The organism is Erwinia sp. 1181_3, from assembly GCF_052824965.1.
In genome coordinates, this window is sequence record NZ_VTDE01000003.1 from 194,671 (window position 1) to 220,188 (window position 25,518).

Sequence of the window (25,518 nt, forward strand, 5' to 3'; positions counted from 1 at the left end):
CTACGCCACAAACATCTGCGGCGTAGGGGATGAAGGGGAAACACACTCACGGGGATAACGACATGACAACGAAATTAAAGCCCACGCTGGGCACCATACATTTGTGGGGCATTGCAGTCGGTTTGGTCATTTCAGGGGAATATTTTGGCTGGAGCTACGGCTGGGGCGTGGCGGGAACACTCGGCTTTTTGCTGACAACGCTAATGATCGCCACCATGTATACCTGTTTTATCTTCAGCTTTACCGAGCTGACCACCGCGATTCCACATGCGGGTGGCCCGTTTGCCTACAGCCGTCGTGCATTTGGTGAGACCGGCGGCCTGATTGCCGGTATGGCCACGCTGATTGAATTCGTCTTTGCTCCTCCGGCGATTGCGATGGCCATCGGTGCCTATCTCAACGTTCAGTACCCGGAACTCAACCCGAAGTACGCAGCGGTGGGTGCCTATATTGTCTTTATGACGTTGAATATTCTGGGGGTGAAACTGGCGGCGATGTTTGAGTTAGTGGTCACCGTACTGGCGGTGTTCGAACTGCTGGTGTTTATGGGCGTGGTCGCACCGGGCTTCAGTATTGCCAACTTTGCCGCTAACGGCTGGGCAGGCGGTGAACACTTCGGCATGCCGGCACTGTCAGGTATCTTTGCCGCGATCCCATTTGCCATCTGGTTCTTCCTCGCCATTGAAGGCGCAGCGATGGCAGCAGAAGAAGCGAAAGATCCGAAACGTACGATCCCGCGTGCCTATATTGCCGGGATCCTGACGCTGGTGGTGCTGGCCCTCGGGGTGATGCTGATGGCCGGGGGGGCTGGAGACTGGCGCGTACTGTCTAACATTAACGATCCGCTACCGCAGGCAATGAAAATGATCGTGGGTGAACACTCTAACTGGATGCACATGCTGGTGTGGATCGGTCTGTTCGGTCTGATTGCCAGTTTCCACGGTATTATCCTCGGCTACTCACGCCAGTTCTTCGCTCTGTCTCGCGCTGGCTATCTGCCTGCGGGCCTGGCGAAGCTGTCACGTTTTCAAACCCCTCACCGTGCCATTATTGCGGGTGGCGTGATCGGCATCGCCGCTATCTTTAGCGACAGCTGGATCAACCTGCAGGGCATGTCACTGACCGCAGCGATGATCACCATGGCGGTATTTGGTGCCATCGTGATGTACATCATGAGTATGCTGAGCCTGTTCCGTCTGCGCCGCACTGCCCCGGAGCTGGATCGCACCTTCCGCGCACCAGGTTACCCGATCGTTCCCGCGATTGCGCTGGTACTGGCTGTGGTGTGTCTGATTGCGATGCTGTGGTTTAACGCCCTTATCGGTGTGCTGTTTGTGGCGCTGATGCTGGCAGGTTACCTGTGGTTCCTGATGACCAAAAGCCAGCGTGACAACGCACCACATGATGCGATGCTGCATGGCGAATAGCCGTTGCATGGGCAACATCCAGGTCAAGGGCGTTTCGCTTTGCCGCTACGCGGGCTGAGCGCCCCAGGGCCGGAGCGCTGTCGGTCCCAGATCGGTTGCCTTACATGCCTGTGTAACGGTATAGCCATGATCGAGTACCAGCTCGGCGCATTCGCGTTTGATCTTTTCGGGTTCCGTACATCAGCATTCTTCGTTTATCGTTATCAGGCCGGGCGGTCCCGGCCGTTTCAGTCAGTCTTTAAAGCAGGCATCCAGAGCAAGTGCCTCGCGGTACGCCTTCATGTACAGGTCTATGATGCGGCAGAACGCATTCCGGGCAAGCCTCTCCGCAAGCGTTTCAGAATCTTGGTGCTTTTACGATTCCAGGGCTTTCAGCCTTGAAAGCAGCTCGTATATGTCGTTTGCCAGCTTCACCACGTCTTCGCGCAGCGGTTCCAGCCCAGCGTAATTCGTCATGCGGCCTCCGGCAGCCAGTCGCTGTCGCCCTGCGCGGTGGTACTGCTCCAGCAGCTCGATGCCGATATAGCGACGTCCGGACTGGAGTGAGGCGACGCAGGTCGATCCGGATCCGGCAAACGGGTCGGAAATGATGGCACCCGGGTGCGTGAAGGACTCAATCAGGGGTTGCAGGCTGGTGACCGGCCAGCGCGGTCGCGGAAATCAACGAGATACGGCGGATCGGTGAGAATGAAATCCACGGCCTTATCGGGAAAGCCGGACATAATCTGGATGCAGTTACCCTGAATGAAACGTGACATGCGCGCACCCTCTCTCTGGTACCGTGACCTCCACACAGACGAGCGGCCAGCTGAGTAAACAGGGGCGGATACGCAAGCCGCACGCGCCGCCGGAGCGGACTGAATGTCCCGAGAACGGTGGGGAACGGGTGAGCAGTTGTGTTTGTAGTCAACCAAGAAGAGGGATAATAAATGCGCAGCGAGGGTAAACGATAGGTGTCCGCTTTGAGCGATCAGCAGACGCTGAAAATCTTATGAGGCAGGCGTTTAACAATGAATGTTCCTGGAAGTGCTAAAGCTCAGGAATAAGAAGTACATCAAAAATGTTTAGGATATGAAGACAGGACATTTAAATGGGCCAACATTAATTGACCCCTTAACTCAACCAGACAGAGGACTTACACCTCAGAGATCCGCGTATCTGCGATGGTTTCTGAGAAATGTTTCCCAAACAAATCTGCGGGCGTCTGAAAACCTGGTTTTACTTCCCCCGCCAGCACTCTACGCACTGCCTCCACTGCAGCCATGGCGGTAAAACTATAGCCATTCACTGTTTCGAGCAACATCCGCACAACATCTCCCTTCGCATTGACGACCTCAGCCACAGCCTGATATCGGTTATCCAAGCGTTCCTGTTCTGTTGGGCCATCCGCTAAAAGTGACAGATCCCCTTGTGGAAATTCTGTGCCGCTAAGATGCACAAAAGTCTCAATGTCTGGAATGTTTGTAGACATCCATATCGTTGTCAGGTCTGGTAGGCTTACCGGGAAACACTCTACGGGTCCAACGCCAAAATCAAAACGTCTTGTTTGGGTAGGTTCCTGAGGTATTAATCTGCCGTTTGAGCGTTTCAGACACTGCGGCGAGAGATTTTCAGTCGCGCTGATGGCGGATCCTCGCGACATCGGCCCGGCGACATTCAAAGCAAGGGCGATTTTTTTCGGGGCAGATATCCGCTCTGCTGCATGGGCGGCAAGGCAACCCAGCATGGCCACGCTGCCACCACATCCCGGTAAGAGCATGACGCCTGCAGCCGCTGCATCAGCATCAAGGATCTCAGCAAGCCTGTAGCTGTCGGGTTCAGCAGCAACATCCAGATAATGGGTTTTACTGTTAACCGCCGCCCTCATCAAAGCACTGGCCGTATACATAAAGGGGCCGGCACAGTTCAGCACAACGGCAACATCCTTAAGCGCCGCACTGACTGTTTCTACATCTGCAAGAGAGAAGGTCCGATAAGGGATACCTAACTCTGCGGCCATAGCGGCGAGTTTTCTTTCGTCTCGTCCGGCTAAAATAAGCGGGACGCCGCAAATCAGAGCATGAGCAGTTATCAGACCGCCTGTGTAACCGGTTGCGCCGTAAATCATGATGCTTTTCATGAAGTTTCTATACCTGAATTTGAAGGATTCATTGTGGAGATGAGCGGATAGGAATTCGTCATCACAGTCTTACTTACCGTGCTGCCAGCTTTTATAGACAAATTCCAGGCTGTAGCCGTCGGGGTCCCTGACCTGGGCCGCGTAATAGCGGGGATCATAATGAAGTTGTGGGCCGGGAGGATGAATCACGGTGGCACCCGCCGACAGGGCCGCTGCGTAAGCCTGATTGACAGCAGATTCGGAATCGCCTGCGAAGCCTACGTGGATGGCATCCGGAAACACCGTTCCCTGACGCAGCCAGAAGAATATTTTCCCGTTAGAACCAAATCCTTTAAGGTCGGGATGTCCGGCAGGTCCCTCTTTACCGTCATAATCGTGACGGACAGAGATACCAAGTTCAGGTAATACGCGTTCATAGAAGCTGACCGAACGATCAACGTCACTGACGGAAAGAAAGAGATGGTCAAGCATAGCGTGCTCCTGAAATCAGATGTTATATCCGCCCGCGACTTCAATCGTCTGAGCATTAATCCAGCCGCCATCGGAAGAAAGTAAAGAGGCGATGACGCGCGCTACCTCCTCCGGTTCACCGACCCGGCCCAGTGCCGTTTGGGAGGCAAGCAGATTTTCAAATTCCTCGTTCAGTCCTCCTCCCAGTTCAGTCCTGATTGCACCTGGCGAGACGGCATTTACCCGGATCCTCCGTTCCCCAAACTCCTTAGCCATATAGCGGGTCAGAACTTCAAGTCCGCCTTTAAAGGCAGCGTAAGGGGCGACGCCTGAAGTGGCTACTCGCGTGGTGGCGCTCGTCATGTTGATGATGCACGCATCGTGGCGCAGCAGGGGCAGTAGCGTCTGCGTCAGAAAGAAAGGTCCCTTCAGATGCACATTCATCAGGCTGTCGAACTGGTTCTCTGTGACGGTTTCAATCGGGTTAAAAAGTCCATATCCGGCATTATTCACAAGGCCATCCAGGCCGCCATCTTCCCAGCGGGATTTCATCACCTGCTCAAGCTCAGCACGAAAATGACTGAAAGAACCGGTATTTCCGACGTCCAGCTGCAATGCGATGGCTTCGCCACCTTCCGCCTCAATACGTTCCACCACACGGGTGGCAGCTTCAGACTGGCTGTTCCAGGTCAGTATGACGCGATACCCGAGCCGGGCACATTTCAGGGCGGTGCTTGCACCGATGCCCCGGCTGCCGCCGGTAATCAAAACATTTTTCATATTAGCCTCTGCAAGTAAGTGTTGACTGAACAGAGGTTACGCTTTTGCAGGTCGTAAGGCTGATGCGATCCTCTTCGCTATTTGCCTAATCCTGCCTTTCTCTTGTTGTGCTTACAGCGACGTGATATCAATCTGGGGATGGAAAAACAATTACAGAAGTTACGAGAGCTCGCATCCGGCGCGGGTAATCAGCGTACCGAAACCGGCATTCCACGAGTTGCAATGGTGCAGGGAGTAATCCCTGAACATCGCCTGTCTGCGGTTTATGAGCCTATGATTAATCTTATCCTGACAGGTTCAAAAAGCATGACTGTCGGCGGAAGGACATTAAACTACAATCCAGCTACTTATTTTGTCATGTCAGTAGACTTACCCGCAGTAGGAAATGTGTTCCCTGATAACGTTACAAATGCACCTTATCTGGCTGTCAGCCTGACGCCCAAGCCTGAAATTATTGCCGATCTGCTGGACAAGATTCCCGGCACTGGTGAGGCTTCTCTCTATCATTCAGGATTTTCAGTAGCGCCAGTCACCCGGGAATTACTGGATGCATGGATTAGAATGCTGTCCCTTATCAGAAAGCCCGATGAAATTGCCGCTCTGGCTCCGGCGTATGAACGGGAAATTCTTTTTCGTGTTCTACAGGGCCCCCTTGGATGGATGCTAAGGGAGATCGCAATGCCTGAAACCCACCTTGCAAGGATTTACAAGGTGATCAACTGGATTAAGACAAACTACACACAAGCCATACGTGTAGAGGATCTGGCTGAAATGGCAGCGCTTAGCGTATCCGCTTTTCACCGCCACTTCCGCGCCATAACGGCTTTAAGCCCCGTGCAATACCAGAAACAAATTCGCCTGATGCATGCCCGGCTTAAGCTCGCCACATCGGGCGAAAATATTATGAATGTCGCGCTATCGGTAGGCTATCAAAGCCACACTCAGTTTAGTCGGGAATACGCAAGACAATTTGGATTACCGCCCTCAGCTGATTTGAAAAAAATATCCCTCAGCCATGCCCGCAATTAGCACAATGTGAAGATTGCCTGCCAGAATTTTATTCGGTTGTCCTGGCATCAAACGCAGCCTGAGCAAGTGTCACGTCAGAACTGTACTCAATGGTCCAGTTAAATAGCGCCTGAAACGGCGCTTCCAGAGTGCGCCCCAGAGCGGTAATGCTGTATTCAACTGCAATCTGAGACGATGGAATGACGCGACGGGCAATTATGCCGTTTCGTTCAAGACGGCGTAAGCATTGAGTCAGTGACTTCTGGGTAATGCCATCCATGCACCGCTTTATCTCGTTAAATCGCAATGGCTTGCTGCACAGAGCGAAAAGGATTGAGACAGACCACTTGTCAGTTATTTGATCCAGTAATAACCGGCCTGAAGCCTTGTCCTCGCATGAATGACCGGGGTAATACTCCGGCCTGTGAGCTTCCCTGTTGTTTGCTGACATACAGTTTACCTCCGTATACCTGGGTGAAAAAAGGTGCCTAATTGACATCAGGTATCCACAGTATACCTTATAAATCACCAATCATAAGGAGCAAATTATGTCAGTATCACTCAGTGAAAATGTTGCAAACAAGCTTGCTATCGTCGATTCGCTTTACCGATATGCGGCAGGAATTGATCTCAAAGACCCGGAGTTAATTAAAGGGGCCTTTACTGAAGATGCAGTGTCTGACTTCCGCCCTGCGGGAGCTAAAGCGGGTTTTGAATATCCTGTCCTGGAGGGTAAAGAAACGATAGCTGATGCATTGCTGACTTCGCTTAAGCCGATTGTCACCACTCATTCAGTGACGAATCCACGTGTAACTATCGATGGAGATAAAGCATATCTGGAGGCGATTGTGGAAGCACAGCACTTGCCTGAATCCGATCCCTCACGCCATTATCTGATGAAAAATCGTTATGACGTTGAACTTTTAAAGCAACAAGACGGCTGGTTCATATGCCGGGTCACAGTTGATAATATCTGGAGGACTGGTGACCCGACAGTGCTGGCAGGAGTGTAAGGTTTACCGGAACATTGGATAACCAGAATTTCTGAGATATGCAAATGTACTGAAATATTTATTGTGTGTGTCTTATCTTAAAACAATGGTGGATGAAGGAGCATTAATTCATCCATCGTTAAAAGAAAAGAAGGATGTTTCATATTCCAGGTGAATGACACCATCAGGGCCACTTCAATAGATTTTGATATCTATATAATCATTCTGATGTGCGCTCCTGGCACAGAGCAGACATCAGCCACTGACCTCGGCATCAGATACAACTACCCGTTTATAGCATCAGTTTTCAGTGAGGCAAGGACGCTGCGTAAAGATTGCCTGCCCTGAGATCTGCTTTTTCTCACCATCCCGGATTATTGCATTTATGATGGTTATCAGCTTCCGCATACATGCCGTCATGGCAACTTTGAAAACTTTGCCTCTGGTAGTCAGATTTTCATAAAATGCTTTAATTTCGGGATTGTAGCGTACAGCAGAAAGCACAGCCATATACAACTTTGAACGGATATCAGATCGACCGCCCCATATCATTCTACGCCCGCTGAAACTCCCACTATCCCTGGAGTATGGGCATAGTCCAATAAGTGAACTTATCTTAGGTCGATCAAGCTTTCCTAATTCAGGCACCTGAGTAAGCAATGCCGCCATCACAACTGGCCCTCCCCCTTTCAAGTCCCTGAGCAATTCCACTTTCTCTTTCAGTACAGGGATTTTCCCAATCCTTTCAGCGAGAGCTTCGTCGATGCGCTTTATTTCGGATGTCAGCCACTGGATGTAGCGACGTATATCGGTCTTAATCTCCTGTTCTGTTTGTGCTTCGAGTCGGTTTGTTTCCATTGTGCGATTAGCGACAAGTTGACGCCGGCGGCTGACCATTGCTTTAAGCTTAAACAGCTCCTTATCATGCTTCTCTCTGACCGGCGGTTCCACACGCATGCCATATTCACAGATTAGTCTGGCATCCTGCACGTCAATTTTTGACCAAAGTCCCAATGCACGACTGAAGTTCTTTATCAAACGGGGATTGACGACAGCAATGTCGAAACCATGCAGTTCCAGTGCATCTACCAGTGCTCTATGGTAATTACCTGTTGCTTCAACCACGAATAAACTGATTTCATGGCTGCTGACTAATTCCAGCAACTCCTTAAACCTTTGGCAGAATTTTCAAAATGATATGTGACAGAACATCCACTGACGCACACGTCAAAATTGTTCTTGGCTATATCTACACCCACAACGACTTTCATGTTCATTTCAGTTCTCCCAATCTTGCAAAATTCGGGCTGGAATTAACCGCCCAGGCAGTTGTTCGGGCTGGTGCTGAAAAAATGCTGCGCTGTTCAGCTCACCCTCGGGCTTGTAAACCCAGCAGGCCGGTCGTGCAGCAGCATCGCATTGCCAGTTTAATGAGGCTTGCTCAACATACACGCATGTCGCGAAGCTTCTCTTGTTTGCGAAGCCGCTCAGCTACAGTGAGGGCACGGCACTCCATGCCCTCCGGCTTACGGCCACAGGACGTACGACTTCTTAGAAGCGGAGCGCAGCGACTTCTTTATCTTTTTTTAGAATATTTTCTATTGATTAATAATTTACCGCGAAAATAAAACTCAAATTCTGACGCAGACAGTTTGACCTTAAAATATGACATATGTCTGCTAGTCCCTTAACAAACACCATCACCATGACGCCTTATCATGACTCCTTCAAACTACAACACTATATGAGAAGGATATAAATTATTTAAATAATTTAATGCCATTCAAAATCATATATTTCAAGTTCAGAGTAATAATTTAAACGCCTTAAAAATGGAGATAACAATGAGCGAAGCAAGAAACAATACAATCCCACATATTATTATTACCGGCGGCGCGGAACAGCTCCCTAAAAACCCTCCAATTGGAGGAGGTATTTATCGTGCTGAACCTGCTTTTCCCAGAGAGAGCTATGCAGGATGGGGAGGGGTTCAGGTTGCTTACGTACCTGGGCAGTTTGTATCATATAACTCTGTAACCGCATTAGGTAAAGAAACGGATGGAAATATTGCTACTGCGCGAAAAAACCGAAGCGTGGATCCGGCAATCAGTATCAATTCGGCAAATGACTCAATCAATGCCAGTTCGGCAGTTTCAAGCGATCCCCGTATCGTGACTTCTGTACTAGAAGTAAAAAAAGCGCTCGAAGAGTTTAATCAAGCAGAGTCACAAAGAGTGGCGGCAGAAAAAAAACTCGGAACCATTTCGAAAGCGACTGCCATTTCAATTAAAAAAGGAATCAAAGAGTGTGGCCTTACAAAAGTCCATCCCAATGATTATGACGCTGTTCTAAGAATGCTACAACGCGTTACCAATAAAGCATGGGAAAGGGATGTAACGGGTCCAATTATAAAAGAAATCAATGCAAAACAACGGCTTCTTTCGCAGATCAACAAGTCCAATGCTGCTCAGGAAACACTAAACGTTAAATCCGGGGAACTACGAAAAGTTACAGTCAAAGCAACGGAGGATAATGATGTTAAAGAAGCCATTAAAGTATCCTCGGAGTTTCTGAAAGAGGTCACTGGTAAATATGGTGAAAATGCGTCAAAAATCTCGCAGGAATTGGAAGATGCTGCGAAAGGTAAAAAATTAAAAAATGCTACAGAAGCGTTGGAAGCATGGAATAAACATCAGGGTGACATTGATAAAAAGTATAGTAAAGCAGACCGCGCTGCCGTCACTAAAGCTCTGGAATCAGTAAGTTATAGCGACGTAGCGAAACAAATGAATAAATTCAGTAAAGTATTTGGATTTATTGGAAATGTTAATGACGCAACAGATTTGCTTTTGGAGTTGAATAAATCCAATAAGACTGGTGACTGGAAACCATTTTTCGTCAAGGCTGAAACCATTGTCGCCAGCAGGGTTGCAGGTGTAATGGTTGCCTTTGCTTTTGGTCTTGTGGCCGCAACTCCAATCGGGCTTATTGGATTTGCGGTTATTATGGGGGTGACAAGCGCTCTTATTGATGAAGAACTCATCAATAAATTTAACAGCATGTTCTGATAATCAACACCCCGCTTACTTTTTCGGGGTGTTTTTTTTCATACGAATGACCAGCCAGACCAACCCCATTGGCACTGAAAAAATGATGCATATCAGATCAAAACCTCGATTCCAGTACGCATGCGTTATTAATTTCATACTGATAGCTTCAGCCAGAGACACAGCAAAAGGGAAAAAAACGGAGTTCACTACGGAAACCCAAAGAAAGTAAGTTAAAACATTATCATCTAACTCACCACCTGAAACCCGAAATATTAAGTAAATACAGATATAGAATAATGCAGAATATGAAAAATATTTTGCATAAAATTTATTATCCATTTTTCACCTTAATAAAAATTCCAATAAAAAACCTTCAATAATTGTTATAAGCATATCAGATTATCAACTCGTTCGCTCGCCACAGGAACGGCTGACGCGTACCGCAGCGAAGCGAGGAACGAACAGCCGGGGCGAGGAAGCGTCAGTTAACCATAATAGCGGGGGAGCACAGTCACTCAGCAGGAGGCTCTCAGCGTCCATCTCTCGTTCACTGCTTTTGTTTCTTCCCGTTGTATGTCAGTAAAAAACCGGCGGCAATCATCATTTTGAAATGGGCCATTTCTCTTGCCAGCGCAGTCTGCGGATCGTGGATGACCTGGTTAAGAAAAGCGCGGTCAGCGCGCTGCCGTACGACGGTATCTCCCACAAACGGGCTGGTTTCACTTCCGGCCGCACCCGTGAAACGGGCGTGGCGCCTGTCGCAAGCGCGGATTCCAAAGGTCGGTGCGACTGCCGCCCTTTGGTCTCTTCGCCCACGAAGTGGGAAAGCGAAACGCCCTTGACGTTGCCCTGGCCATCGCCGTTACAACGGCCACAACCAGGCCGCACCGCGCACGCCGCTGGAATCACCGTGAACAGCCTGCCGGATGGGCGTTTCAAACTCTCCGCCAAACACCCAGTTTTTCACCAGCAGCGGCACCGTCTGATACAACCGCTCGACGTTACTCATTCCCCCTCCCAGCACAATCATGTCCGGATCAAGAATATTCACCACGTGGGCCAGCGACTTCGCCAGGCGCAGTTCATAGCGGCTCATCGCCAATTCGGCCACCGGGTCCTGTTGTGCCACCCGCTGCATAATATCCGCGCCTTTTAATGACACGCCGCTCAGGCGCTGGTAATCCGTGGCAAACCCGGTTCCGGAGATAAAGGTTTCAATGCAGCCTGCCTTACCGCAGTAGCAGGGAACCTCTTCCCGGTAGCGCAGCTCATCTTCATCCATCCACGGCAGCGGGTTATGACCCCACTCCCCCGCATTGCCGTTGCCACCACTGTGTGCCTGGCCATTCAGCGCGACTCCCGCACCGCACCCGGTGCCAATAATCACCGCGAACACCGTTTGTTTGCCTGCGGCCGCACCGTCCACGGCTTCAGACACCGCCAGGCAGTTGGCATCATTGGCGATACGCACCTCACGGCCCAGTCGCTGCTGTAAATCTTTATCCAGCGGCTGACCGTTGAGCCAGGTGGAGTTAGCATTTTTTACTCGCCGGGTATAAGGCGATAGCGTACCGGGGATCCCCAGCCCCACTGTGCCCTGCTGGCCCGTCACTTCTTCTGCGCGGCGTACTAACCCGATAATGTTTTCCAGGGTTTTTTCATAGTCGTCACGCGGCGTGGGGACGCGATAGCGGAACAGTTCCTCCCCCTGGTCGGATAAGGCAATCACTTCTGTTTTCGTGCCACCTAAATCGATACCGATACGCACTTGTTATTCCTCATGATTTGACGGTGAGATTATTACCTTAGAAGGAGCGGTGCGGAAAGGCAATGAAACCCCGCCGCCGATTCGCTATCATGCGCGCTGACTTTGAACTCGCGCGCCTTTTGCGCGTCCGGAGAGGGAATGCAGCATGCTGTGGTTTAAAAATTTGATGGTTTATCGTCTTAATCGCGACATTCCGCTGGTAGCAGACGAGATGGAAAAACAGCTCGATGCCTTCTCTTTCACCCCCTGCGGTAGCCAGGATATGGCCAAGACCGGTTGGGTTTCTCCCATTGGTCCACGTAGCGACGATCTGACGCACGTCACCAACGGTCAGATTCTGATTTGTGCGCGTAAAGAAGAGAAAATGCTGCCATCGCCGGTGATCAAGCAAGCACTGGAAGCGAAAATAAGTAAACTGGAAGCTGAGCAATCGCGCAAGCTGAAAAAAACAGAAAAAGACTCTCTGAAAGATGAAGTGCTGCACAGCCTGTTGCCACGCGCCTTCAGCCGTTACAGCCAGACCTATGTGTGGATCGACACCGTTAACAATCTGATTATGGTCGACTGCGCCAGCGCGAAAAAAGCAGAAGATACGCTCGCCCTGCTGCGTAAAAGCCTCGGCTCACTGCCCGTGGTGCCGCTGACGCTGGAAAGCCCGATTGAACTGACGATGACAGAATGGGTGCGTTCCGGTGAACTGCCGGCAGGATTTGCGCTGATGGATGAAGCTGAACTGAAAGCGATTCTGGAAGATGGCGGCGTGATCCGCTGCAAGAAACAGGATCTGGTGTGCGACGAGATCGCCAACCATATCGAAGCCGGAAAACTGGTGACGAAACTGGCTCTCGACTGGCAGGAACGTATTCAGATGATCTTGTCTGATGATGGTTCGATCAAGCGCCTCAAATTCTCAGACATCCTGCGCGAACAGAACGACGATATTGATCGGGAAGATGTGACAGGACGTTTTGATGCTGACTTTATTCTGATGACGGGCGAGCTGGCTGCGTTAATCAGCAATACTGTGGAAGCGTTAGGCGGCGAAGCAGAGCGTTAATGCTGTTGCGGGCGACGCATGCGTCGCCCCTACACGTAGGGGTCGGGCATGCCCGACCCTGCTTAAATCAATCTTTCAGATAACGGCACAGATACGCAGAAGGCTCAGCCACCTGCAAATGAAACTCACTGTGGCCCGGCACGTTAAAGATCTGGCCTGGCTGATAGAGTTTCCACTCAACTTCCCCTGGCAGTAACACTTTCAGGGAACCACTTACCACGGTCATCTCTTCTGCCTGAGCCGTACCAAAAGTGTACTCGCCTTCAGCCATCACACCCACACTGGCACGACCTGTGCTGGCGCTCTCATAACCAATCGACTTCACTTTACCGTCGAAATACTCACTAACATTGAGCATATAATTTCCTTAAAATCAGAGACAAAGGTAAGTTTGCAGTGTAGAGCCATAATTAACAGGCTGTCACGCACTATTGCGTACCACGCACTGCAATCGTGACTTATACCAACAGTTCTGCCGCCAAACGGGCAATCAGCATGTTAGACAACAGAACCGGAATACCGAGAAGTGCCTGTAAAAAATCGCGATGACGCGGGTGATAGCCCATGCAGTCCAGCACCACCACATCGGCACCTTGCTCCTGTAATGATAATGCGGCCTCAATAAGCGGCTCATCATTGGCATGATACGGGCTGGCAACGGCAAAACAGGGGGGATGCTTCAGGTTTTTCCATTTATTCTTCTGAGCATGAATTTGCCCGGCAACCGATACCACGATCCCGACCTGATGCCCGCCAACAATGGCCTTCACCAGCGGAGGGACCAGACGGTCAGGCTCCAGCAGCACAGCGGTACTGGCGTAAAGGGGGCCGCAGTCACCCGAACACAATAGTAGGATAGTGTCGTACCCGCACTCTTCTAACAGCAGAATGCGCTGCTGCAATTCCGTTGTGATTTTCTCAGCCGACACGCAGACCTGGCTACCGTCATTCAGCCGGATAACCTGCATTTTGCCCCCTGTGTCGGGCGCATATTGCCGCTCAATTTGCGCATGCGTCAGGTCATCAAGCAGCCCGACATGAACGATTTGCTCTTCAGGAAGATGCTCCAGCAGCAGCGGCAGAATGTCGGTGCGTGGAGACTGCCCACAAGAGAGAGTAACCAGAGATGGCTTCATAGTGCATAGTTCCACTGACAACAGGCTATCATCCTGCTTAATCTTTGGCGGCTGCTTAACCTCTCCCCCTGGGGCGAGGGCGCAATGGCCTTTGGTATTCTCTACTGAATAATAGCAGTAACCCCCCGACACCCTTTGATTATCCTTGAACCTGATCTCATCAATGTGCGACCCCACACAGAAACAGGGGTTAGATCACATTGAGCAACGTCAGTTTCAGGCAAAAAAGAGAGATCCCCTGAGGTATCAGGGGACCCCTTCTGGGGATGATCATCCTGCCTCTGACGGGCTGTTTCAGATAATCATGTCACTACGTGGTACTGCAGGTGCCCTGGTGGAGGCGTACTTCATATCCGAAAAGGAGATGAGGTAATTACTGCAGGGCAGAGGTCATATTGCCTCCCTGCCCTGCGCGGTCACCGTATTTCCCCGCCAGCTCACGCGTCACAATCTGTAATGCGTCCAGCGCGGAGGAAGAATAAGGTGACGCATGATGCTCAGACGGAAACGACAGGCAAAGTGCGACCGTTTCCCCCCGATGTTTATTGGTAATCGTGGTGGATACCGCACTGATCCCCTGTAAGGTTTCATTGCGGGCCAGCGCCCATCCTTGTTGACGAATACTGGCCAGTTCAGTGAGCAATTCATCCAGCGTCTGCGGTGAATTCGGCGAGTTCACCTGCCAGCTTCCGGCATAAAGTTTTCGGACATAATCATCGCTATAACGGGAGAGGATCGCCCGACCAACCGACGTTTCTGCCGCCGGCAGACGGCTCCCTGGCGGAGTAACAACCTGAATGAACATTCGGCCCTGGAACATGCGCATCACCATAATCTCACGCCCTTCCAGCACGGAGATATAGCCCGTACAGCTGGATTCCGCAGCCAGCCTCGCCATCATTGATGACGCACCATCCACCAGCGGCGTGGAGAGATAGTTACTGGCCAGCGTCAGCAGCATATGCCCGACATGAAAGCAGCGGGTATCGGGATCGCGCTCCAGCAGACCTTCGCTTTCCATGGTAGATAGCAGCCGCGAAACGGTGCTTTTCGGCAGCCCCAACGCCTGGGCAATATCGGTAAACGTCAGGCCTGGCTGGCCCTGGCTCACTCCACTTCGATTAAAAAGTTTCAGTACCGCCGTCGCATTCTCTAAGGTGGTCATACCTTTTGTTCCACTATTAGGAACTCCTGTTCCTGTTTTACCGTTTTGATAAACCTACGGCCAGGGTGAATCAGGGTCAAGCATTAATTTGGGTGCAGGAGGAAGGTCACCGATGTGATCATTTTGTCAGGACTGAAGGTGATACTTCAATATGCCAGAGAGGGCGAAATAGTGAATATTTATGGCGATAAATCCCGTAGCAGCAGGCATTTATGCTGTGACGGCGCGAGGTTAAAAGTAAGATTATTCGTAAGAAATTGCGACAATAGTGCGGAGTAAAACGGATGTCGGCATCCTTGCCTGTACACACCATTTTTTATTCTTTCGACTGGTCTTCATAGCGTTTTTTAGCATCCAGCGCTTCCTGCTCGGTTTTGTGCTCGCTGATCAAAGAATCAGGTTTCGGATGGTCGGCACGGAGTTCATACCAGATCACCGATTTGCCGGGCGCGCCCTTCTCGACCGGTATGATGTTCGCTTCTCGTGGATATGGTGGTCTGCCTGGCATAGTGCCCCCTTTTGATGTCAGTAAACGTGCGCGGCCAGTATGATGACCTTACCTGAGTATAGACAATCGAAACGGTTTATCTGCGGGACAAGGGAGAAAGCAGGCAAGAGGGGTGCAGGCAACGCTGCACCAACAGAGAATTTAGCTGGCGCGGGCGAGAGACAGCACGCTGAGGATCTGGCTGACGACGCCGTCAGGGGACTGCATAGCGTTAATAATATGGTGCGCAGTCTGGCGATATAACGCATCACGCGCCGCCAGCACTTCAACCATCTCTTCCGCAATCGGCCGCCCGGTCAGTGTCGGACGCTGTTCGGCTTCAGGATAGGCTTCAAGACGATCTGCCAGAACAGCGGCATCGGCATTCAGATAGATGACCTGGCCATGTTCACGCATAAACTGACGATTTTCTTCGGATAAGACCATGCCGCCACCCGTGGCGATCACCGTTGAGGGTGCAGTGACGGTTTTCAGCGATGCGGTTTCACGCAGGCGGAAGCCCGGCCATCCTTCACGAGTCACAATATCCGCAACGGTTTGCCCACTGGACTGCTGCAATGCGTGGTCGGTGTCAAAGAAGGCGTACCCTAATGCCAGCGCCAGTGCATGTCCAACGGTTGTTTTTCCGCAGCCACGTGCGCCGACCAGATAGATGGGTAATGACATAACAGGCACTTCCTTTAGCAAACGCCGACGCCGATAATTAGGCGCAGCAGGCCAACCAATGAATAACGTTGCAGCGCATAATACCCGACATTTTCCCGGCGGGCCAGCAGTAACGTTTTATTTACAGCAGTGCATGCACACCAACCCATTAAGCTTTTGTTTAATAATCAATTATTGGTGTAATAATTTATTTACACATAGTGAACACACGCCTTTCTTGCCGCAACATTTCCTTACGCCAGCATGATTTACTTTCCCTGCGGTCTTGCCACTATAAACGCTGTCGCCCGTTTCCGGAGAATCCTTATGCAGAACGAAGAACAGCAGTTAATTGACAGCCTGTTTACCCGATTGAAACAGGCGGAGTCACAGTCCGGCCCCCGTGACAGTGCGGCAGAGAAACTGATCCAACAGCAGGTGCAGCAGCAACCCGGAGCGCCCTACTACATGGCGCAAGCCCTTCTGATTCAGGAGGCGGCGATGAAACAGCTAAACGCACGCGTTACTCAGCTGGAAAGCGAGCTGACGCAGGCCCGGCAACAACCGCAGCAGAGCAGCGGAGGTTTTCTCTCCGGTCTGTTTGGCGGGGGGAACCGTGCGCAACCCCTACAGCAGCCCCCCGCGCCCACACAGCCCTGGAATAATACGCCAGCCCAGCCACAGCAACCCGCTTATGCCGCAGCGCCTGCTGCGGGTCGGGGTTTCCTCGGCGGTGCATTACAGACCGCGGTTGGCGTGGCCGGCGGGGTCGTCATGGCCGAGATGCTGACCAGTATGTTCCATCACCAACAGCCGGAAGAGATCGTCAATATTATTAACGAACCGGCGCTACCAGACCCTGATCTCAGCAATAACCTCGACACGTTTAATAACGGCAGCGACAATTCGTCGTTCCTGGGGCAGGACAACGGTCTGCAACAGGATTATGCCAATGACGATTTCAGTAATGACAGTTTTGATGACAACGATTTTGATGATGACAGTTTTGTCTGACGACTGATTATGCCTCTCCTGCAATGCGGGAGAGGCTATCGATCATTTACGCTGTTGTTGTAACCATTTGTCCAGTTCATTGGCAAACTGCTGGCGGTCACGCTGGTTAAGCGTGGGCGGTCCCCCCGTCTGCACGCCACTGGCGCGCATCGTATCCATAAAGTCACGCATCGTCAGACGCTCACGAATAGTCGCTTCGCTGTAGCGTTCACCGCGTGGATTCAGCGCTATCGCGCCTTTCTCCATGACTTCCGCTGCCAGCGGGATATCCGCCGTGATCACCAGATCGCCTGCTTCCGCACGCTGCACAATTTCATTATCTGCCACGTCAAACCCTGCCGGAACGCGTAGAGTCCGCAGAAAACGCGACGGCGGCACGCTCAGTGACTGATTAGCGACCAGCGTTACCATCATCTGCTCGCGCTCTGCTGCACGGTACAGCACTTCTTTAATCACTTTCGGGCACGCATCGGCATCCACCCAGATTGGCATCGCCTTCTCCTTTTACTGAGAGTCGAGAATAATCACGATCTTCAACATTGTTTCCCACAATGGCAACCAAAAATTCAGGCATCCTTTGAGGTTTAAGCCAGACTGAAGCTGAGTTAAGGTGGAGGAATGGCATCAGCCAGATTCTGACAGACTGAATAACCAGGGAGATCGTCATGGATAAGAAAGTAGGCTTTATTGGCTGCGGTAATATGTCTAAAGCCATCATTGCGGGCCTGGTCGCTGCGGGTCAGGTCAAACCTGAAAATATTCTGGTTTTCGACCGTAAACCCGCCACCAACCAGGCGATGCAACAGCAGTACGGCATCACCCCGGCAGAGAGTGCCGAAGAGGTCGCCCGCCAGTCCGATATCCTGTTTGGCGCGGTGAAACCCAATGTGATCCTGTCTGTATTGAAGGATATCGCTGGCAGCCTGCACAAAGAGACGGTGATCGTCTCCATCGCTGCAGGTGTCACTTTGGACTCGCTGGCCACGGTGCTGGGGCATGATCGTAAAATTATACGTGTGATGCCAAATACCCCGGCGCTGGTCAACGAAGGCATGACCTCGGTAACACCCAACGTGCTGGTCACCGCCGAAGAAGCCGATGAAGTGGTGCAAATATTCAACGGCTTCGGTAAAGCCGCGCTGGTGCCGGAATATCTGATTCATGCAGTGGTCGGCGTCAGTGGCTCAGCGCCAGCCTACGTGTTTATGTTTATTGAAGCGATGGCGGATGCCGCCGTGCTGGGGGGAATGCCGCGTGCGCAGGCCTATCAATTTGCCGCGCAGGCGGTAAAAGGTGCGGCGCAGATGGTGCTTGAAACCGGTAAACACCCTGGCGAGCTGAAGGATATGGTGTGCTCTCCGGGCGGTACGACCATCGAAGCCGTAAAAGTGCTGGAACAGAAAGGTTTCCGTTCTGCAGTGATTGAAGCGATGCAACAATGTATGGCGAAATCTGAGCAGATGAGCAAACAGTAATTGACCTGGTGCCGTACCTGCGGCGGCACCGTTCCCTTTCTTAACTCATCACGCCAGGCAAAATAATCAGCAGAAAAATCACCACAATCAGCATGCGCTTCACCGCGTAATACAGTGTGCGATTGCGTTTTTTCAGGTTCTGCCCTGCATCCCGGGCACGGTTAACGTATTTAAAGATACGGTTGATGCCGCCAACACGATCCCCATCATCATTCGGTGAACTGGCCGCCGACATAATTTTTGCCCCAACCCAACGATTCACTGCCTGCGCCCAGGGCCATTTCATCGGGCGTTCCACGTCACAGAACAGAATAATGCGTGTCTCCTCACTCGCATTTTGCGCCCAGTGCACGTAGGTTTCATCGAAGAACACCGCTTCGCCATCACGCCAGCTGTGCCGTATTCCATCCACCTCAATAAAACAGCGGTTATCATTTGGCGTTATCAGCCCAAGGTGATAGCGCACCGATCCAGCGTAAGGATCGCGGTGTTTACCCAAATGGCTCCCCGCGGGAAGTTCGGCAAACATGGCCGCTTTAACACCGGGGATCTCACTCAGTAATGCACTCGTTAGCGGGCAAAGTTGTTGCGCCGAAGGATGCGCATCGCCGTACCATTTAAGATAGAAGCGTTTCCAGCCGCGCTTAAAGAAGGTATTGAATCCGGCGTCATTAGGCGACTGCGCGGCTTTAATATGATCCTGTAAACGCACCGCCTCCTCCCGAATAACCTGCCAGTTATCGGTCAGCTTTTTTAATTCGGGAAAAACGTCATGATCAAAATAAGGCTGCTTACGCGGCAGCAGGCACAGCCCGGTCATAAACATATTGATGGGTGCCATAAAGGTTGAGTGGTCGAATAACTGTCGTGAGAACTTCAGCTTTATCCGGCCACGCGAGTGGGCATAGATCACGCTAATAATAAAAATACCGATAATGATGAAAGCCACCATACAACACATCCTGTAGTTGTTAGTGAATAACGCACAACAAAGGCCCGGCAGACCGCTGAGGCGTTGGAGAGGAAATAGAGTTTAGGAAAAGAAAATGGCACTGACATTAACAATCAGTGCCACTGATAACCTGAGGCGATAAAAAAGGCTCAGGCGGCCCATCCACGGGACGGTAGCCCACGATGTATTAGCTTTTTTTCAGGCAATTGCTCATAAAGGTTTTGCGCTCGTCGCCTTTCAGGTTTTTTTCACCTGCCCCGGCATTACAGGTTTTCATCTTCATTTGCTGCGGCGTCATGCCATCCATCTTGCTGTCTTTCTTCAGACAGTTGCTCATAAAGGTTTTGCGCTCATCCCCTTTCAGGGCCTTATCTCCTGCCTGCTGATTACAGACGGTCATTTTTTGCTGCTGTGCGGTTTTCTCTGCGGCGCCAGCATAACCGGCAGCCGTCAGTGAGAACAGGGCAGCCGCTATCAGTAACTGAACTTTCATTCGCATACCATCCCATTATTGTTATAAGCACAATGATCAGTGTGGCACGGCTTTTGTTTTCAGCGAGTGGGTAAACAGGAATATTTTCAAAAAGTGATATGAAAGCGCCCATCACCACATACATGTGAGTTCGATGTGCGTTTAATTGAATCGTGGAACTACTGTCGGGGATGGTGTAACAGGCGATGAATATAACTTTCCAACAAAGAAGCGTCTTTCTTATAATCTGGAGCCATTGCGGTTGATGCCGTCTGCATCGCTTCAGAAATATGGGTATTAATTTGCTGAAGCTGTTCGCCATCCAGTTTACGCAGCAGTGCCGTCACGACGATTTCCAGCGCTTCGACCTGAGCCACCAGTTCTTTCGACTCTTCTTCTTTTTCCGCCAGCCTTACCAGTAATTCAGCAATGAGGTTTTTCATGCGACTGTCTCAGCGAGTTAAAGCAAGACGTTATCATCCACATCAAAAAAAGAAAACTGATATTCGCTTTATATTTTCGTGAGTTATGCCCCAAAACAGAGCAATTAAAGCGATGTTTTTTTCGAAACGTTTCGCTGGTGCTCTTCCTGTTTAAACGCTGGCACTCACTTTCGGGGACCTGTCGGCCCCCGAACTGTCAGGTTTTAGCGCCCCTGTTCCATAAAGCCACCGCGAGGCCCACCGCCACCGTGTCCTCCACCGCCGCCATGTCCTCCTCCCCAGCCACCGCCTGGAGGTGGGAACAGGCATCCGCTTAATGCTGCAACCAGCGCAATGATACTTACCGCTTTAATGACACGAATCATGTGAATCCCTCGTACAACTGTGAATGACAACTGGCGCTGATAGTAAGCGTCGCGTATGCCCCTCACAATGCAGAATTCTCTGGTTCCGGGGCCTTTTTACCCGGCGTAACGACGCTTAACGTTTTCCTGCTATTTCCCCGCTACAACCCTGCGAACGGCGGGCTATTTACAGATTTTCTTTACCCATAAATGTTGCGACCAGCATCGCATTCCCTACTCTTTTTGCTTTACTTCATTCCGTTTCAGCATCAATGTGAGCGCATAACATTTATAAGGAATCTGGCATGACCGACTCTGCACAACTCACTCTGCAACAGCGACTTTCTCAGCGTCACTGGGAAAACCCGGCGGTCACGCAGCTCAACCGTCTGCCCGCTCATCCGCCTTTTTCCAGCTGGCGCCAAAGCGATGCTGCACGGGACGATCGTGCCAGTGAGAGTATTCAGTCACTGAATGGAGAGTGGCGCTTTAGCTATTTCACTCGCCCGGAAGTGGTGCCTGATGAGTGGGTGGCTGCCGATCTGCCCCTGGCTGATTGCTTAGCCGTTCCGGCGAACTGGCAGCTGGCGGGATATGACGCCCCGATCTATACCAACGTGCAGTACCCCATCCCGGTTGATCCTCCCCGCGTTCCTGCCGATAACCCTACGGGATGTTACTCGCTCACATTCGAGTGTCAGCCTGAGTGGCTGGCGACGGGACAGACGCGAATCATTTTTGATGGCGTGAACTCTGCCTTTTATCTGTGGTGCAACGGCGAGTTTATCGGTTACTCGCAGGATAGCCGTCTGCCGGCAGAGTTTGACCTCAGTACCAGCCTGCATGAGGGTGAAAACCGCATTGCGGTGTTGGTGCTGCGCTGGTGTGACGGCAGCTATCTGGAAGATCAGGATATGTGGCGCATGAGCGGGATTTTCCGTGATGTCAGCCTGCTGCATAAACCGACCGTACAGCTATGTGATGTCCAAATTGAGACCGTTCTCAGCCCGGAATATCGTTCTGCACAGTTAAACATCCTGGCACTCACCTCACTGATGGACGCCAGCAATTATCAGCTCCAGGTAGCGCTGTGGCGTGAAGGTCAGGAAATCGCGCATCATCATCAGCCATTTGGCACGCCAGTCATCGACGAGCGCGGACGTTATCTCGACCGCACCCTACTGACATTGCATGTTGACCAGCCCCTGCTGTGGAGTGCCGAAACGCCCCATCTTTATCGCGTTGTCGTTTCCCTTCTGGACGCCAGCGGTACGCTGATTGAAGCAGAGGCGTATGACGTCGGCTTCCGCAAGGTCGAAGTGAGTGGCGGCCTGCTGAAACTCAACGGCAAAGCGCTACTGATCCGCGGGACTAACCGCCATGAACATCACCCGGACTTCGGCCAGGTGGTCGATGAAGCCACCATGATCAATGATATCCTGCTGATGAAGCAGCATAACTTTAATGCGGTGCGCTGCTCACATTATCCAAACCATCCATTGTGGTATCGCCTGTGCGACCGTTTTGGTCTGTATGTGGTGGATGAAGCGAATATTGAAACCCACGGAATGCAACCGATGAATCGACTGTCGGATGATCCAACATGGTTTAACGCCTTCAGCGAACGCGTCATCCGCATGGTGCAGCGCGATCGTAACCACGCCTGCATTATCATCTGGTCACTGGGCAACGAATCTGGCCATGGCAGCACCCATGATGCGCTCTATCGCTGGATCAAGAGCCAGGATCCGAGCCGTCCGGTGCAGTACGAAGGCGGAGGGGCCGATACCGCCGCGACCGATATTATCTGTCCGATGTATGCCCGCGTCGATCAGGATCAACCCTTCGATGCTGTGCCAAAATGGTCAATTAAAAAATGGATCGGGCTGCCGGAAGAAAACCGACCGCTGATCCTGTGTGAATATGCGCACGCCATGGGCAACAGTTTTGGCGGTTTTGATCGCTACTGGCAGGCTTTCCGCCAGTTCCCCCGTCTGCAGGGCGGTTTTGTCTGGGACTGGGTAGACCAGAGTCTGACGCGCCTGGACGAAAACGGTGAGCGCTTCCAGGCTTATGGCGGTGACTTTGGCGACACACCCAACGATCGTCAGTTCTGTATGAATGGGCTGGTGTTTGCGGACCGCACGCCTCATCCGGCACTGTTTGAAGCCCAGCGCGCCCAGCAGTTCTTCCAGTTTGAACTGACCTGCACTGCGCCATTAACCGTACGTATCGCCAGCGAATACCTGTTCCGCCACAGCGACAATGAACATTTGCACTGGCGTATTGAGCATCAGGGAAAAGCAGTAGCAGAGGGACAACATACGCTGGATGTCGCCCCGGAAGGCAGCATTGAATTAACGCTGGGCGCTCTGCCCTCGCTGACCGGCGAGCTGTGGCTGCGGGTTGAGGTGATTCAACCTCTCGCCACCGACTGGTCACCTGCCGGTCAGCGTGTAGCATGGGATGGCTGGCGCCTGCCTGCGGCCCTGGCTCTACCTGAACCGCAGACCGCGGGGGAAATGCCACAACTGAGCCAGGAGCCGCAGTGGATTGAAGTTCGTCGTGGCGAACAATGCTGGCAATTCTGCCGCCAAAGCGGTGAGCTGGTACAGTGGCTGAACGGCAGTGAACCCCAGTTACTCTCTCCACTGCGCGATCTCTTTGCCCGCGCCCCCATTGATAATGATATCGGCATCAGCGAAGTGACACGTATCGATCCGCACGCATGGGTAGAACGCTGGAAACGAGCAGGCCATTATCAGCTGGAAAGTCAGTTGCTGCGTTTGCAAGCCGATGCGCTGAGTGATGGGGTGCAGATCAGAACAGAGCACGCCTGGTTGTCTGCCGGAGAGTTACGTTTCCTCAGCCGTAAATGCTATCGGATTGATCCGCAGGGCGTAATGCATATTGAAGTTGAAGTGGACATTGCCGCCGGACAGCCGGAACCCGCACGCATTGGTCTGCGCTGTCAGCTGGCAGAAGTGGCCGGCAATGCAAGCTGGCTGGGCCTTGGCCCACATGAAAACTATCCTGACCGTCAACTGGCAGCCGAGTTCTCCCGCTGGCAGTTGCCGCTTGACCAATTGAGCACGCCGTATGTCTTCCCCGGTGAAAATGGCCTGCGCGGCGGCACTCAGCAGCTGGCCTACGGTCACTGGCGGCTCAACGGTGAGTTCCATTTCTCACTCAGCCGCCACAGCCTGGAACAGCTACGCGAGACTTCACACCGTCATCTGCTCCGTGACGAACCAGGGTGCTGGCTGATTGTTGATGGCTATCATATGGGCGTTGGTGGCGATGACTCCTGGAGCCCGAGCGTCAGCCCGGACTTCCTGTTGTCTGAACGCCAGTATCGTTACCAGATGAGTATGTCGCTCGCCCGCTAGACCTTCCCATCCCGGCGCAGCACTGCGGTGCGCCGGGACTGACGATAAACCCAAATCAGTTGCACGCTGTTCACCAGGACCACCACCGCCGTCGCGGCAAATACCCAGCGAAAACCGCCGACAGCGGAGATAGCCGACCCCATCAGTGGCCCGATGACGTTACCGAGGTACATGAAAGACTGGTTATAGCCAAAAATACGCCCGGTCACCTGGTCACTGGAATAGCGCAGCAGCAGCGTCTGCACCGCGGGCATCATCGCACCATCGGCGAAGCCGAGCAGGAAACGGAATATCCCTAACTCCACGGCACTGTCTGCCCACGACATCCCCACAAACAGCACCACGGAAAAAATCAGCGCTGCAAACAAAATACGTTCGGCACCTATTCGGTCACCGAGCTTGCCCAGCGTTGGCGCTGAGAGCAGCGCGGACACACCGGGGATAGCAGCAACCATTCCGCTGACAAAAGCAATATTCTGTACGTTCGGCTCCAGTTCACGCACAAACAGCGTCAAAATGGGGCTAATCGAACCATTACATAACTGGATCACCAGCGTGGTAACGAACAGGCTGATCACTAATCCCGGGCGACTGAGGGTATGAAATACCATGCTGCCAGTAAGCTTGTCCTCTTTCTTCACCCGTGGCGGGCCGCCCTCTTTAATCAGAAACAAGGTGATGAGGAAACTGATCAGCAGCAGCCCGGAGGTGATCAGGAAGACCGCCTGTAGCCCAACCCAGTCCGCCAGCAGTCCCCCCATCAACGGCCCCATAATAACACCGCAGATTTGCGCGGTACTGACCATACTCAGTGCCCAGCCACTGCGTTCACGCGGTACCTGCGCGGCGACCAGCGCCATTGCATTAGGGATATAACCGGAAGTCAGCCCCATCAGCGCCCGCAGGGCCAGAAGCTGCCACACGTTGGTGACAAAAGCCTGCAACAGGATCACCACCCCCATTCCCAGAGAAGCACGCAGCAGCATCAGCTTGCGGCCTTTACGGTCGGCAAGGCTGCCCCACATGGGCGAGACAATGGCGGAAACGAGGAAGGTGATGCTGAAAATCAGACCTGACCATAATGTCAGTGCGCTGGGATCCGTAACGCCCAGTTGCTCAACGTACAGCGGGAGAAACGGGATAATCTGGCTGATGGCCAGCCCGGTAAATAAACAACCGAACCAGACGGAGATGAGGTTAACTTTCCAGGATTCCATCGTGCTGTGCGTATAACCTGTCGCGGAGAGCTGAGATTCGAGTGTAACAACACTCCCCTGAGTCGTCAGGTTATTCTCGGTATGTGTCTGATAAAAAGTGTGAGTAA

The 25,518-nt window shown here is 52.0% G+C and carries 27 protein-coding genes and 1 pseudogene; 9 read left to right on the forward strand and 19 right to left on the reverse strand.

All coding sequences use genetic code 11. The annotated features are described in order from the left end of the window. Positions 1–62: 62 nt before the first annotated feature. Together eat and FY046_RS09255 are read left to right on the forward strand one after the other, a co-directional pair. Positions 63–1,427 (forward strand): ethanolamine permease, encoded by a 1,365-nt coding sequence (eat, locus tag FY046_RS09250; protein WP_133846270.1) that lies wholly within the window; start codon positions 63–65, stop codon positions 1,425–1,427. A 126-nt stretch (positions 1,428–1,553) separates the two neighbouring features. After that, positions 1,554–1,808, forward strand: coding sequence for a hypothetical protein (locus tag FY046_RS09255; protein WP_431022498.1), 255 nt, complete (start codon positions 1,554–1,556; stop codon positions 1,806–1,808). Between the two features lie 84 nt (positions 1,809–1,892). Here FY046_RS09255 and FY046_RS09260 read toward each other — a convergent pair. The 4 genes and pseudogenes from FY046_RS09260 to FY046_RS09275 form a co-directional block, all read right to left on the reverse strand. Further along, positions 1,893–2,185 (reverse strand): annotated as a pseudogene (locus FY046_RS09260) (DNA methyltransferase); the annotation flags it as partial. A gap of 377 nt (positions 2,186–2,562) precedes the next feature. After that, entirely contained in the window at positions 2,563–3,546 is a 984-nt protein-coding gene (locus FY046_RS09265) for a saccharopine dehydrogenase family protein (RefSeq protein ID WP_446185992.1), read from the reverse strand. Positions 3,547–3,615: 69 nt separating this feature from the next. Beyond that, positions 3,616–4,017: a VOC family protein gene (locus FY046_RS09270; RefSeq protein ID WP_058691281.1), complete on the reverse strand. Its 402-nt coding sequence runs from the start codon at positions 4,015–4,017 to the stop codon at positions 3,616–3,618. Between the two features lie 15 nt (positions 4,018–4,032). Continuing rightward, complete coding sequence (locus FY046_RS09275; protein ID WP_119825947.1) at positions 4,033–4,776, reverse strand: SDR family NAD(P)-dependent oxidoreductase; 744 nt, start codon at positions 4,774–4,776, stop codon at positions 4,033–4,035. A gap of 138 nt (positions 4,777–4,914) precedes the next feature. On the opposite strand from FY046_RS09275, the gene FY046_RS09280 reads away from it, so the two are divergent. After that, complete coding sequence (locus tag FY046_RS09280; protein WP_431022496.1) at positions 4,915–5,805, forward strand: AraC family transcriptional regulator; 891 nt, start codon at positions 4,915–4,917, stop codon at positions 5,803–5,805. Between the two features lie 28 nt (positions 5,806–5,833). Here the strand turns inward: FY046_RS09280 and FY046_RS09285 are convergent, their stop codons facing one another. Further along, the gene (locus tag FY046_RS09285) at positions 5,834–6,235 is read right to left on the reverse strand and encodes a winged helix-turn-helix transcriptional regulator (RefSeq protein WP_431022495.1); all 402 of its coding nucleotides are present in this window, start codon (positions 6,233–6,235) and stop codon (positions 5,834–5,836) included. A 97-nt stretch (positions 6,236–6,332) separates the two neighbouring features. Here FY046_RS09285 and FY046_RS09290 point away from each other — a divergent pair, with 97 nt between their 5' ends. After that, entirely contained in the window at positions 6,333–6,797 is a 465-nt protein-coding gene (locus FY046_RS09290; protein ID WP_227535778.1) for a nuclear transport factor 2 family protein, read from the forward strand. Positions 6,798–7,076: 279 nt separating this feature from the next. Here the strand turns inward: FY046_RS09290 and FY046_RS09295 are convergent, their stop codons facing one another. Then, positions 7,077–7,940, reverse strand: coding sequence for an IS110 family transposase (locus FY046_RS09295; protein ID WP_431022494.1), 864 nt, complete (start codon positions 7,938–7,940; stop codon positions 7,077–7,079). Positions 7,941–8,620: 680 nt separating this feature from the next. On the opposite strand from FY046_RS09295, the gene FY046_RS09300 reads away from it, so the two are divergent. After that, positions 8,621–9,844, forward strand: coding sequence for a colicin-like pore-forming protein (locus FY046_RS09300; protein ID WP_227535775.1), 1,224 nt, complete (start codon positions 8,621–8,623; stop codon positions 9,842–9,844). Between the two features lie 15 nt (positions 9,845–9,859). Here the strand turns inward: FY046_RS09300 and FY046_RS09305 are convergent, their stop codons facing one another. Both FY046_RS09305 and mak read right to left on the reverse strand, forming a co-directional pair. Further along, positions 9,860–10,165, reverse strand: coding sequence for a hypothetical protein (locus FY046_RS09305; protein ID WP_227535774.1), 306 nt, complete (start codon positions 10,163–10,165; stop codon positions 9,860–9,862). A gap of 523 nt (positions 10,166–10,688) precedes the next feature. After that, complete coding sequence (gene mak, locus FY046_RS09310) at positions 10,689–11,594, reverse strand: fructokinase (RefSeq protein WP_446185993.1); 906 nt, start codon at positions 11,592–11,594, stop codon at positions 10,689–10,691. A 145-nt stretch (positions 11,595–11,739) separates the two neighbouring features. On the opposite strand from mak, the gene rdgC reads away from it, so the two are divergent. Then, on the forward strand, positions 11,740–12,651 hold the full coding sequence (rdgC, locus tag FY046_RS09315; protein WP_133846268.1) for a recombination-associated protein RdgC: 912 nt from the start codon (positions 11,740–11,742) through the stop codon (positions 12,649–12,651). A gap of 67 nt (positions 12,652–12,718) precedes the next feature. On the opposite strand, the gene ppnP is transcribed toward rdgC, so the two are convergent. The 5 genes from ppnP to aroL all read right to left on the reverse strand — a co-directional run bounded on the left by ppnP (position 12,719) and on the right by aroL (position 16,126). Continuing rightward, positions 12,719–13,009: a pyrimidine/purine nucleoside phosphorylase gene (gene ppnP / locus FY046_RS09320; RefSeq protein ID WP_133846267.1), complete on the reverse strand. Its 291-nt coding sequence runs from the start codon at positions 13,007–13,009 to the stop codon at positions 12,719–12,721. Between the two features lie 100 nt (positions 13,010–13,109). Beyond that, on the reverse strand, positions 13,110–13,787 hold the full coding sequence (locus FY046_RS09325; protein WP_227535772.1) for an AroM family protein: 678 nt from the start codon (positions 13,785–13,787) through the stop codon (positions 13,110–13,112). Between the two features lie 373 nt (positions 13,788–14,160). Beyond that, positions 14,161–14,952 (reverse strand): IclR family transcriptional regulator, encoded by a 792-nt coding sequence (locus tag FY046_RS09330; protein ID WP_133846265.1) that lies wholly within the window; start codon positions 14,950–14,952, stop codon positions 14,161–14,163. Between the two features lie 316 nt (positions 14,953–15,268). Beyond that, the gene (locus FY046_RS09335; protein WP_133846264.1) at positions 15,269–15,460 is read right to left on the reverse strand and encodes a YaiA family protein; all 192 of its coding nucleotides are present in this window, start codon (positions 15,458–15,460) and stop codon (positions 15,269–15,271) included. A gap of 141 nt (positions 15,461–15,601) precedes the next feature. Beyond that, a complete protein-coding gene (gene aroL / locus FY046_RS09340; protein WP_133846263.1) occupies positions 15,602–16,126 on the reverse strand; it encodes a shikimate kinase AroL in 525 nt (174 codons plus the stop codon). 306 nt (positions 16,127–16,432) lie between these two features. Between aroL and FY046_RS09345 the strand changes: the two genes are divergently transcribed. Next, on the forward strand, positions 16,433–17,119 hold the full coding sequence (locus tag FY046_RS09345) for a DUF2076 domain-containing protein (RefSeq protein ID WP_133846262.1): 687 nt from the start codon (positions 16,433–16,435) through the stop codon (positions 17,117–17,119). 42 nt (positions 17,120–17,161) lie between these two features. Here the strand turns inward: FY046_RS09345 and FY046_RS09350 are convergent, their stop codons facing one another. Further along, on the reverse strand, positions 17,162–17,611 hold the full coding sequence (locus tag FY046_RS09350; RefSeq protein ID WP_133846261.1) for a YaiI/YqxD family protein: 450 nt from the start codon (positions 17,609–17,611) through the stop codon (positions 17,162–17,164). A gap of 173 nt (positions 17,612–17,784) precedes the next feature. Between FY046_RS09350 and proC the strand changes: the two genes are divergently transcribed. Then, positions 17,785–18,594, forward strand: coding sequence for a pyrroline-5-carboxylate reductase (gene proC, locus FY046_RS09355; RefSeq protein WP_227535771.1), 810 nt, complete (start codon positions 17,785–17,787; stop codon positions 18,592–18,594). 40 nt (positions 18,595–18,634) lie between these two features. On the opposite strand, the gene lpxO is transcribed toward proC, so the two are convergent. The 4 genes from lpxO to FY046_RS09375 form a co-directional block, all read right to left on the reverse strand. Then, positions 18,635–19,546: a lipid A hydroxylase LpxO gene (gene lpxO, locus FY046_RS09360; protein ID WP_133846259.1), complete on the reverse strand. Its 912-nt coding sequence runs from the start codon at positions 19,544–19,546 to the stop codon at positions 18,635–18,637. A gap of 187 nt (positions 19,547–19,733) precedes the next feature. Beyond that, positions 19,734–20,039 (reverse strand): PsiF family protein, encoded by a 306-nt coding sequence (locus tag FY046_RS09365; protein WP_133846258.1) that lies wholly within the window; start codon positions 20,037–20,039, stop codon positions 19,734–19,736. A gap of 158 nt (positions 20,040–20,197) precedes the next feature. Beyond that, a complete protein-coding gene (iraP, locus tag FY046_RS09370) occupies positions 20,198–20,461 on the reverse strand; it encodes an anti-adapter protein IraP (protein ID WP_133846257.1) in 264 nt (87 codons plus the stop codon). Positions 20,462–20,664: 203 nt separating this feature from the next. After that, entirely contained in the window at positions 20,665–20,826 is a 162-nt protein-coding gene (locus FY046_RS09375; RefSeq protein WP_166653759.1) for a hypothetical protein, read from the reverse strand. Positions 20,827–21,110: 284 nt separating this feature from the next. On the opposite strand from FY046_RS09375, the gene FY046_RS09380 reads away from it, so the two are divergent. Continuing rightward, positions 21,111–24,194 carry a beta-galactosidase gene (locus FY046_RS09380; RefSeq protein ID WP_446185994.1) on the forward strand — a complete coding sequence of 1,028 codons (3,084 nt, stop codon included), beginning with the start codon at positions 21,111–21,113 and terminating at the stop codon, positions 24,192–24,194. On the opposite strand, the gene FY046_RS09385 is transcribed toward FY046_RS09380, so the two are convergent. Continuing rightward, positions 24,191–25,411 carry a multidrug efflux MFS transporter gene (locus FY046_RS09385; RefSeq protein ID WP_171148802.1) on the reverse strand — a complete coding sequence of 407 codons (1,221 nt, stop codon included), beginning with the start codon at positions 25,409–25,411 and terminating at the stop codon, positions 24,191–24,193. The two genes, FY046_RS09380 and FY046_RS09385, sit on opposite strands and share 4 nt — an antisense overlap. Positions 25,412–25,518: the final 107 nt, after the last annotated feature.

Coding starts and splice junctions, on each gene's coding strand:
- eat (WP_133846270.1), top strand. CDS start 63: ATGACAACGAAATTAAAGCCCACGCTGGGCACCATACATTTGTGGGGC.
- FY046_RS09255 (WP_431022498.1), top strand. CDS start 1,554: ATGATCGAGTACCAGCTCGGCGCATTCGCGTTTGATCTTTTCGGGTTC.
- FY046_RS09265 (WP_446185992.1), bottom strand. CDS start 3,546: ATGAAAAGCATCATGATTTACGGCGCAACCGGTTACACAGGCGGTCTG.
- FY046_RS09270 (WP_058691281.1), bottom strand. CDS start 4,017: ATGCTTGACCATCTCTTTCTTTCCGTCAGTGACGTTGATCGTTCGGTC.
- FY046_RS09275 (WP_119825947.1), bottom strand. CDS start 4,776: ATGAAAAATGTTTTGATTACCGGCGGCAGCCGGGGCATCGGTGCAAGC.
- FY046_RS09280 (WP_431022496.1), top strand. CDS start 4,915: ATGGAAAAACAATTACAGAAGTTACGAGAGCTCGCATCCGGCGCGGGT.
- FY046_RS09285 (WP_431022495.1), bottom strand. CDS start 6,235: ATGTCAGCAAACAACAGGGAAGCTCACAGGCCGGAGTATTACCCCGGT.
- FY046_RS09290 (WP_227535778.1), top strand. CDS start 6,333: ATGTCAGTATCACTCAGTGAAAATGTTGCAAACAAGCTTGCTATCGTC.
- FY046_RS09300 (WP_227535775.1), top strand. CDS start 8,621: ATGAGCGAAGCAAGAAACAATACAATCCCACATATTATTATTACCGGC.
- FY046_RS09305 (WP_227535774.1), bottom strand. CDS start 10,165: ATGGATAATAAATTTTATGCAAAATATTTTTCATATTCTGCATTATTC.
- rdgC (WP_133846268.1), top strand. CDS start 11,740: ATGCTGTGGTTTAAAAATTTGATGGTTTATCGTCTTAATCGCGACATT.
- ppnP (WP_133846267.1), bottom strand. CDS start 13,009: ATGCTCAATGTTAGTGAGTATTTCGACGGTAAAGTGAAGTCGATTGGT.
- FY046_RS09325 (WP_227535772.1), bottom strand. CDS start 13,787: ATGAAGCCATCTCTGGTTACTCTCTCTTGTGGGCAGTCTCCACGCACC.
- FY046_RS09330 (WP_133846265.1), bottom strand. CDS start 14,952: ATGACCACCTTAGAGAATGCGACGGCGGTACTGAAACTTTTTAATCGA.
- FY046_RS09335 (WP_133846264.1), bottom strand. CDS start 15,460: ATGCCAGGCAGACCACCATATCCACGAGAAGCGAACATCATACCGGTC.
- aroL (WP_133846263.1), bottom strand. CDS start 16,126: ATGTCATTACCCATCTATCTGGTCGGCGCACGTGGCTGCGGAAAAACA.
- FY046_RS09345 (WP_133846262.1), top strand. CDS start 16,433: ATGCAGAACGAAGAACAGCAGTTAATTGACAGCCTGTTTACCCGATTG.
- FY046_RS09350 (WP_133846261.1), bottom strand. CDS start 17,611: ATGCCAATCTGGGTGGATGCCGATGCGTGCCCGAAAGTGATTAAAGAA.
- proC (WP_227535771.1), top strand. CDS start 17,785: ATGGATAAGAAAGTAGGCTTTATTGGCTGCGGTAATATGTCTAAAGCC.
- lpxO (WP_133846259.1), bottom strand. CDS start 19,546: ATGGTGGCTTTCATCATTATCGGTATTTTTATTATTAGCGTGATCTAT.
- FY046_RS09365 (WP_133846258.1), bottom strand. CDS start 20,039: ATGAAAGTTCAGTTACTGATAGCGGCTGCCCTGTTCTCACTGACGGCT.
- iraP (WP_133846257.1), bottom strand. CDS start 20,461: ATGAAAAACCTCATTGCTGAATTACTGGTAAGGCTGGCGGAAAAAGAA.
- FY046_RS09375 (WP_166653759.1), bottom strand. CDS start 20,826: ATGATTCGTGTCATTAAAGCGGTAAGTATCATTGCGCTGGTTGCAGCA.
- FY046_RS09380 (WP_446185994.1), top strand. CDS start 21,111: ATGACCGACTCTGCACAACTCACTCTGCAACAGCGACTTTCTCAGCGT.
- FY046_RS09385 (WP_171148802.1), bottom strand. CDS start 25,411: ATGGAATCCTGGAAAGTTAACCTCATCTCCGTCTGGTTCGGTTGTTTA.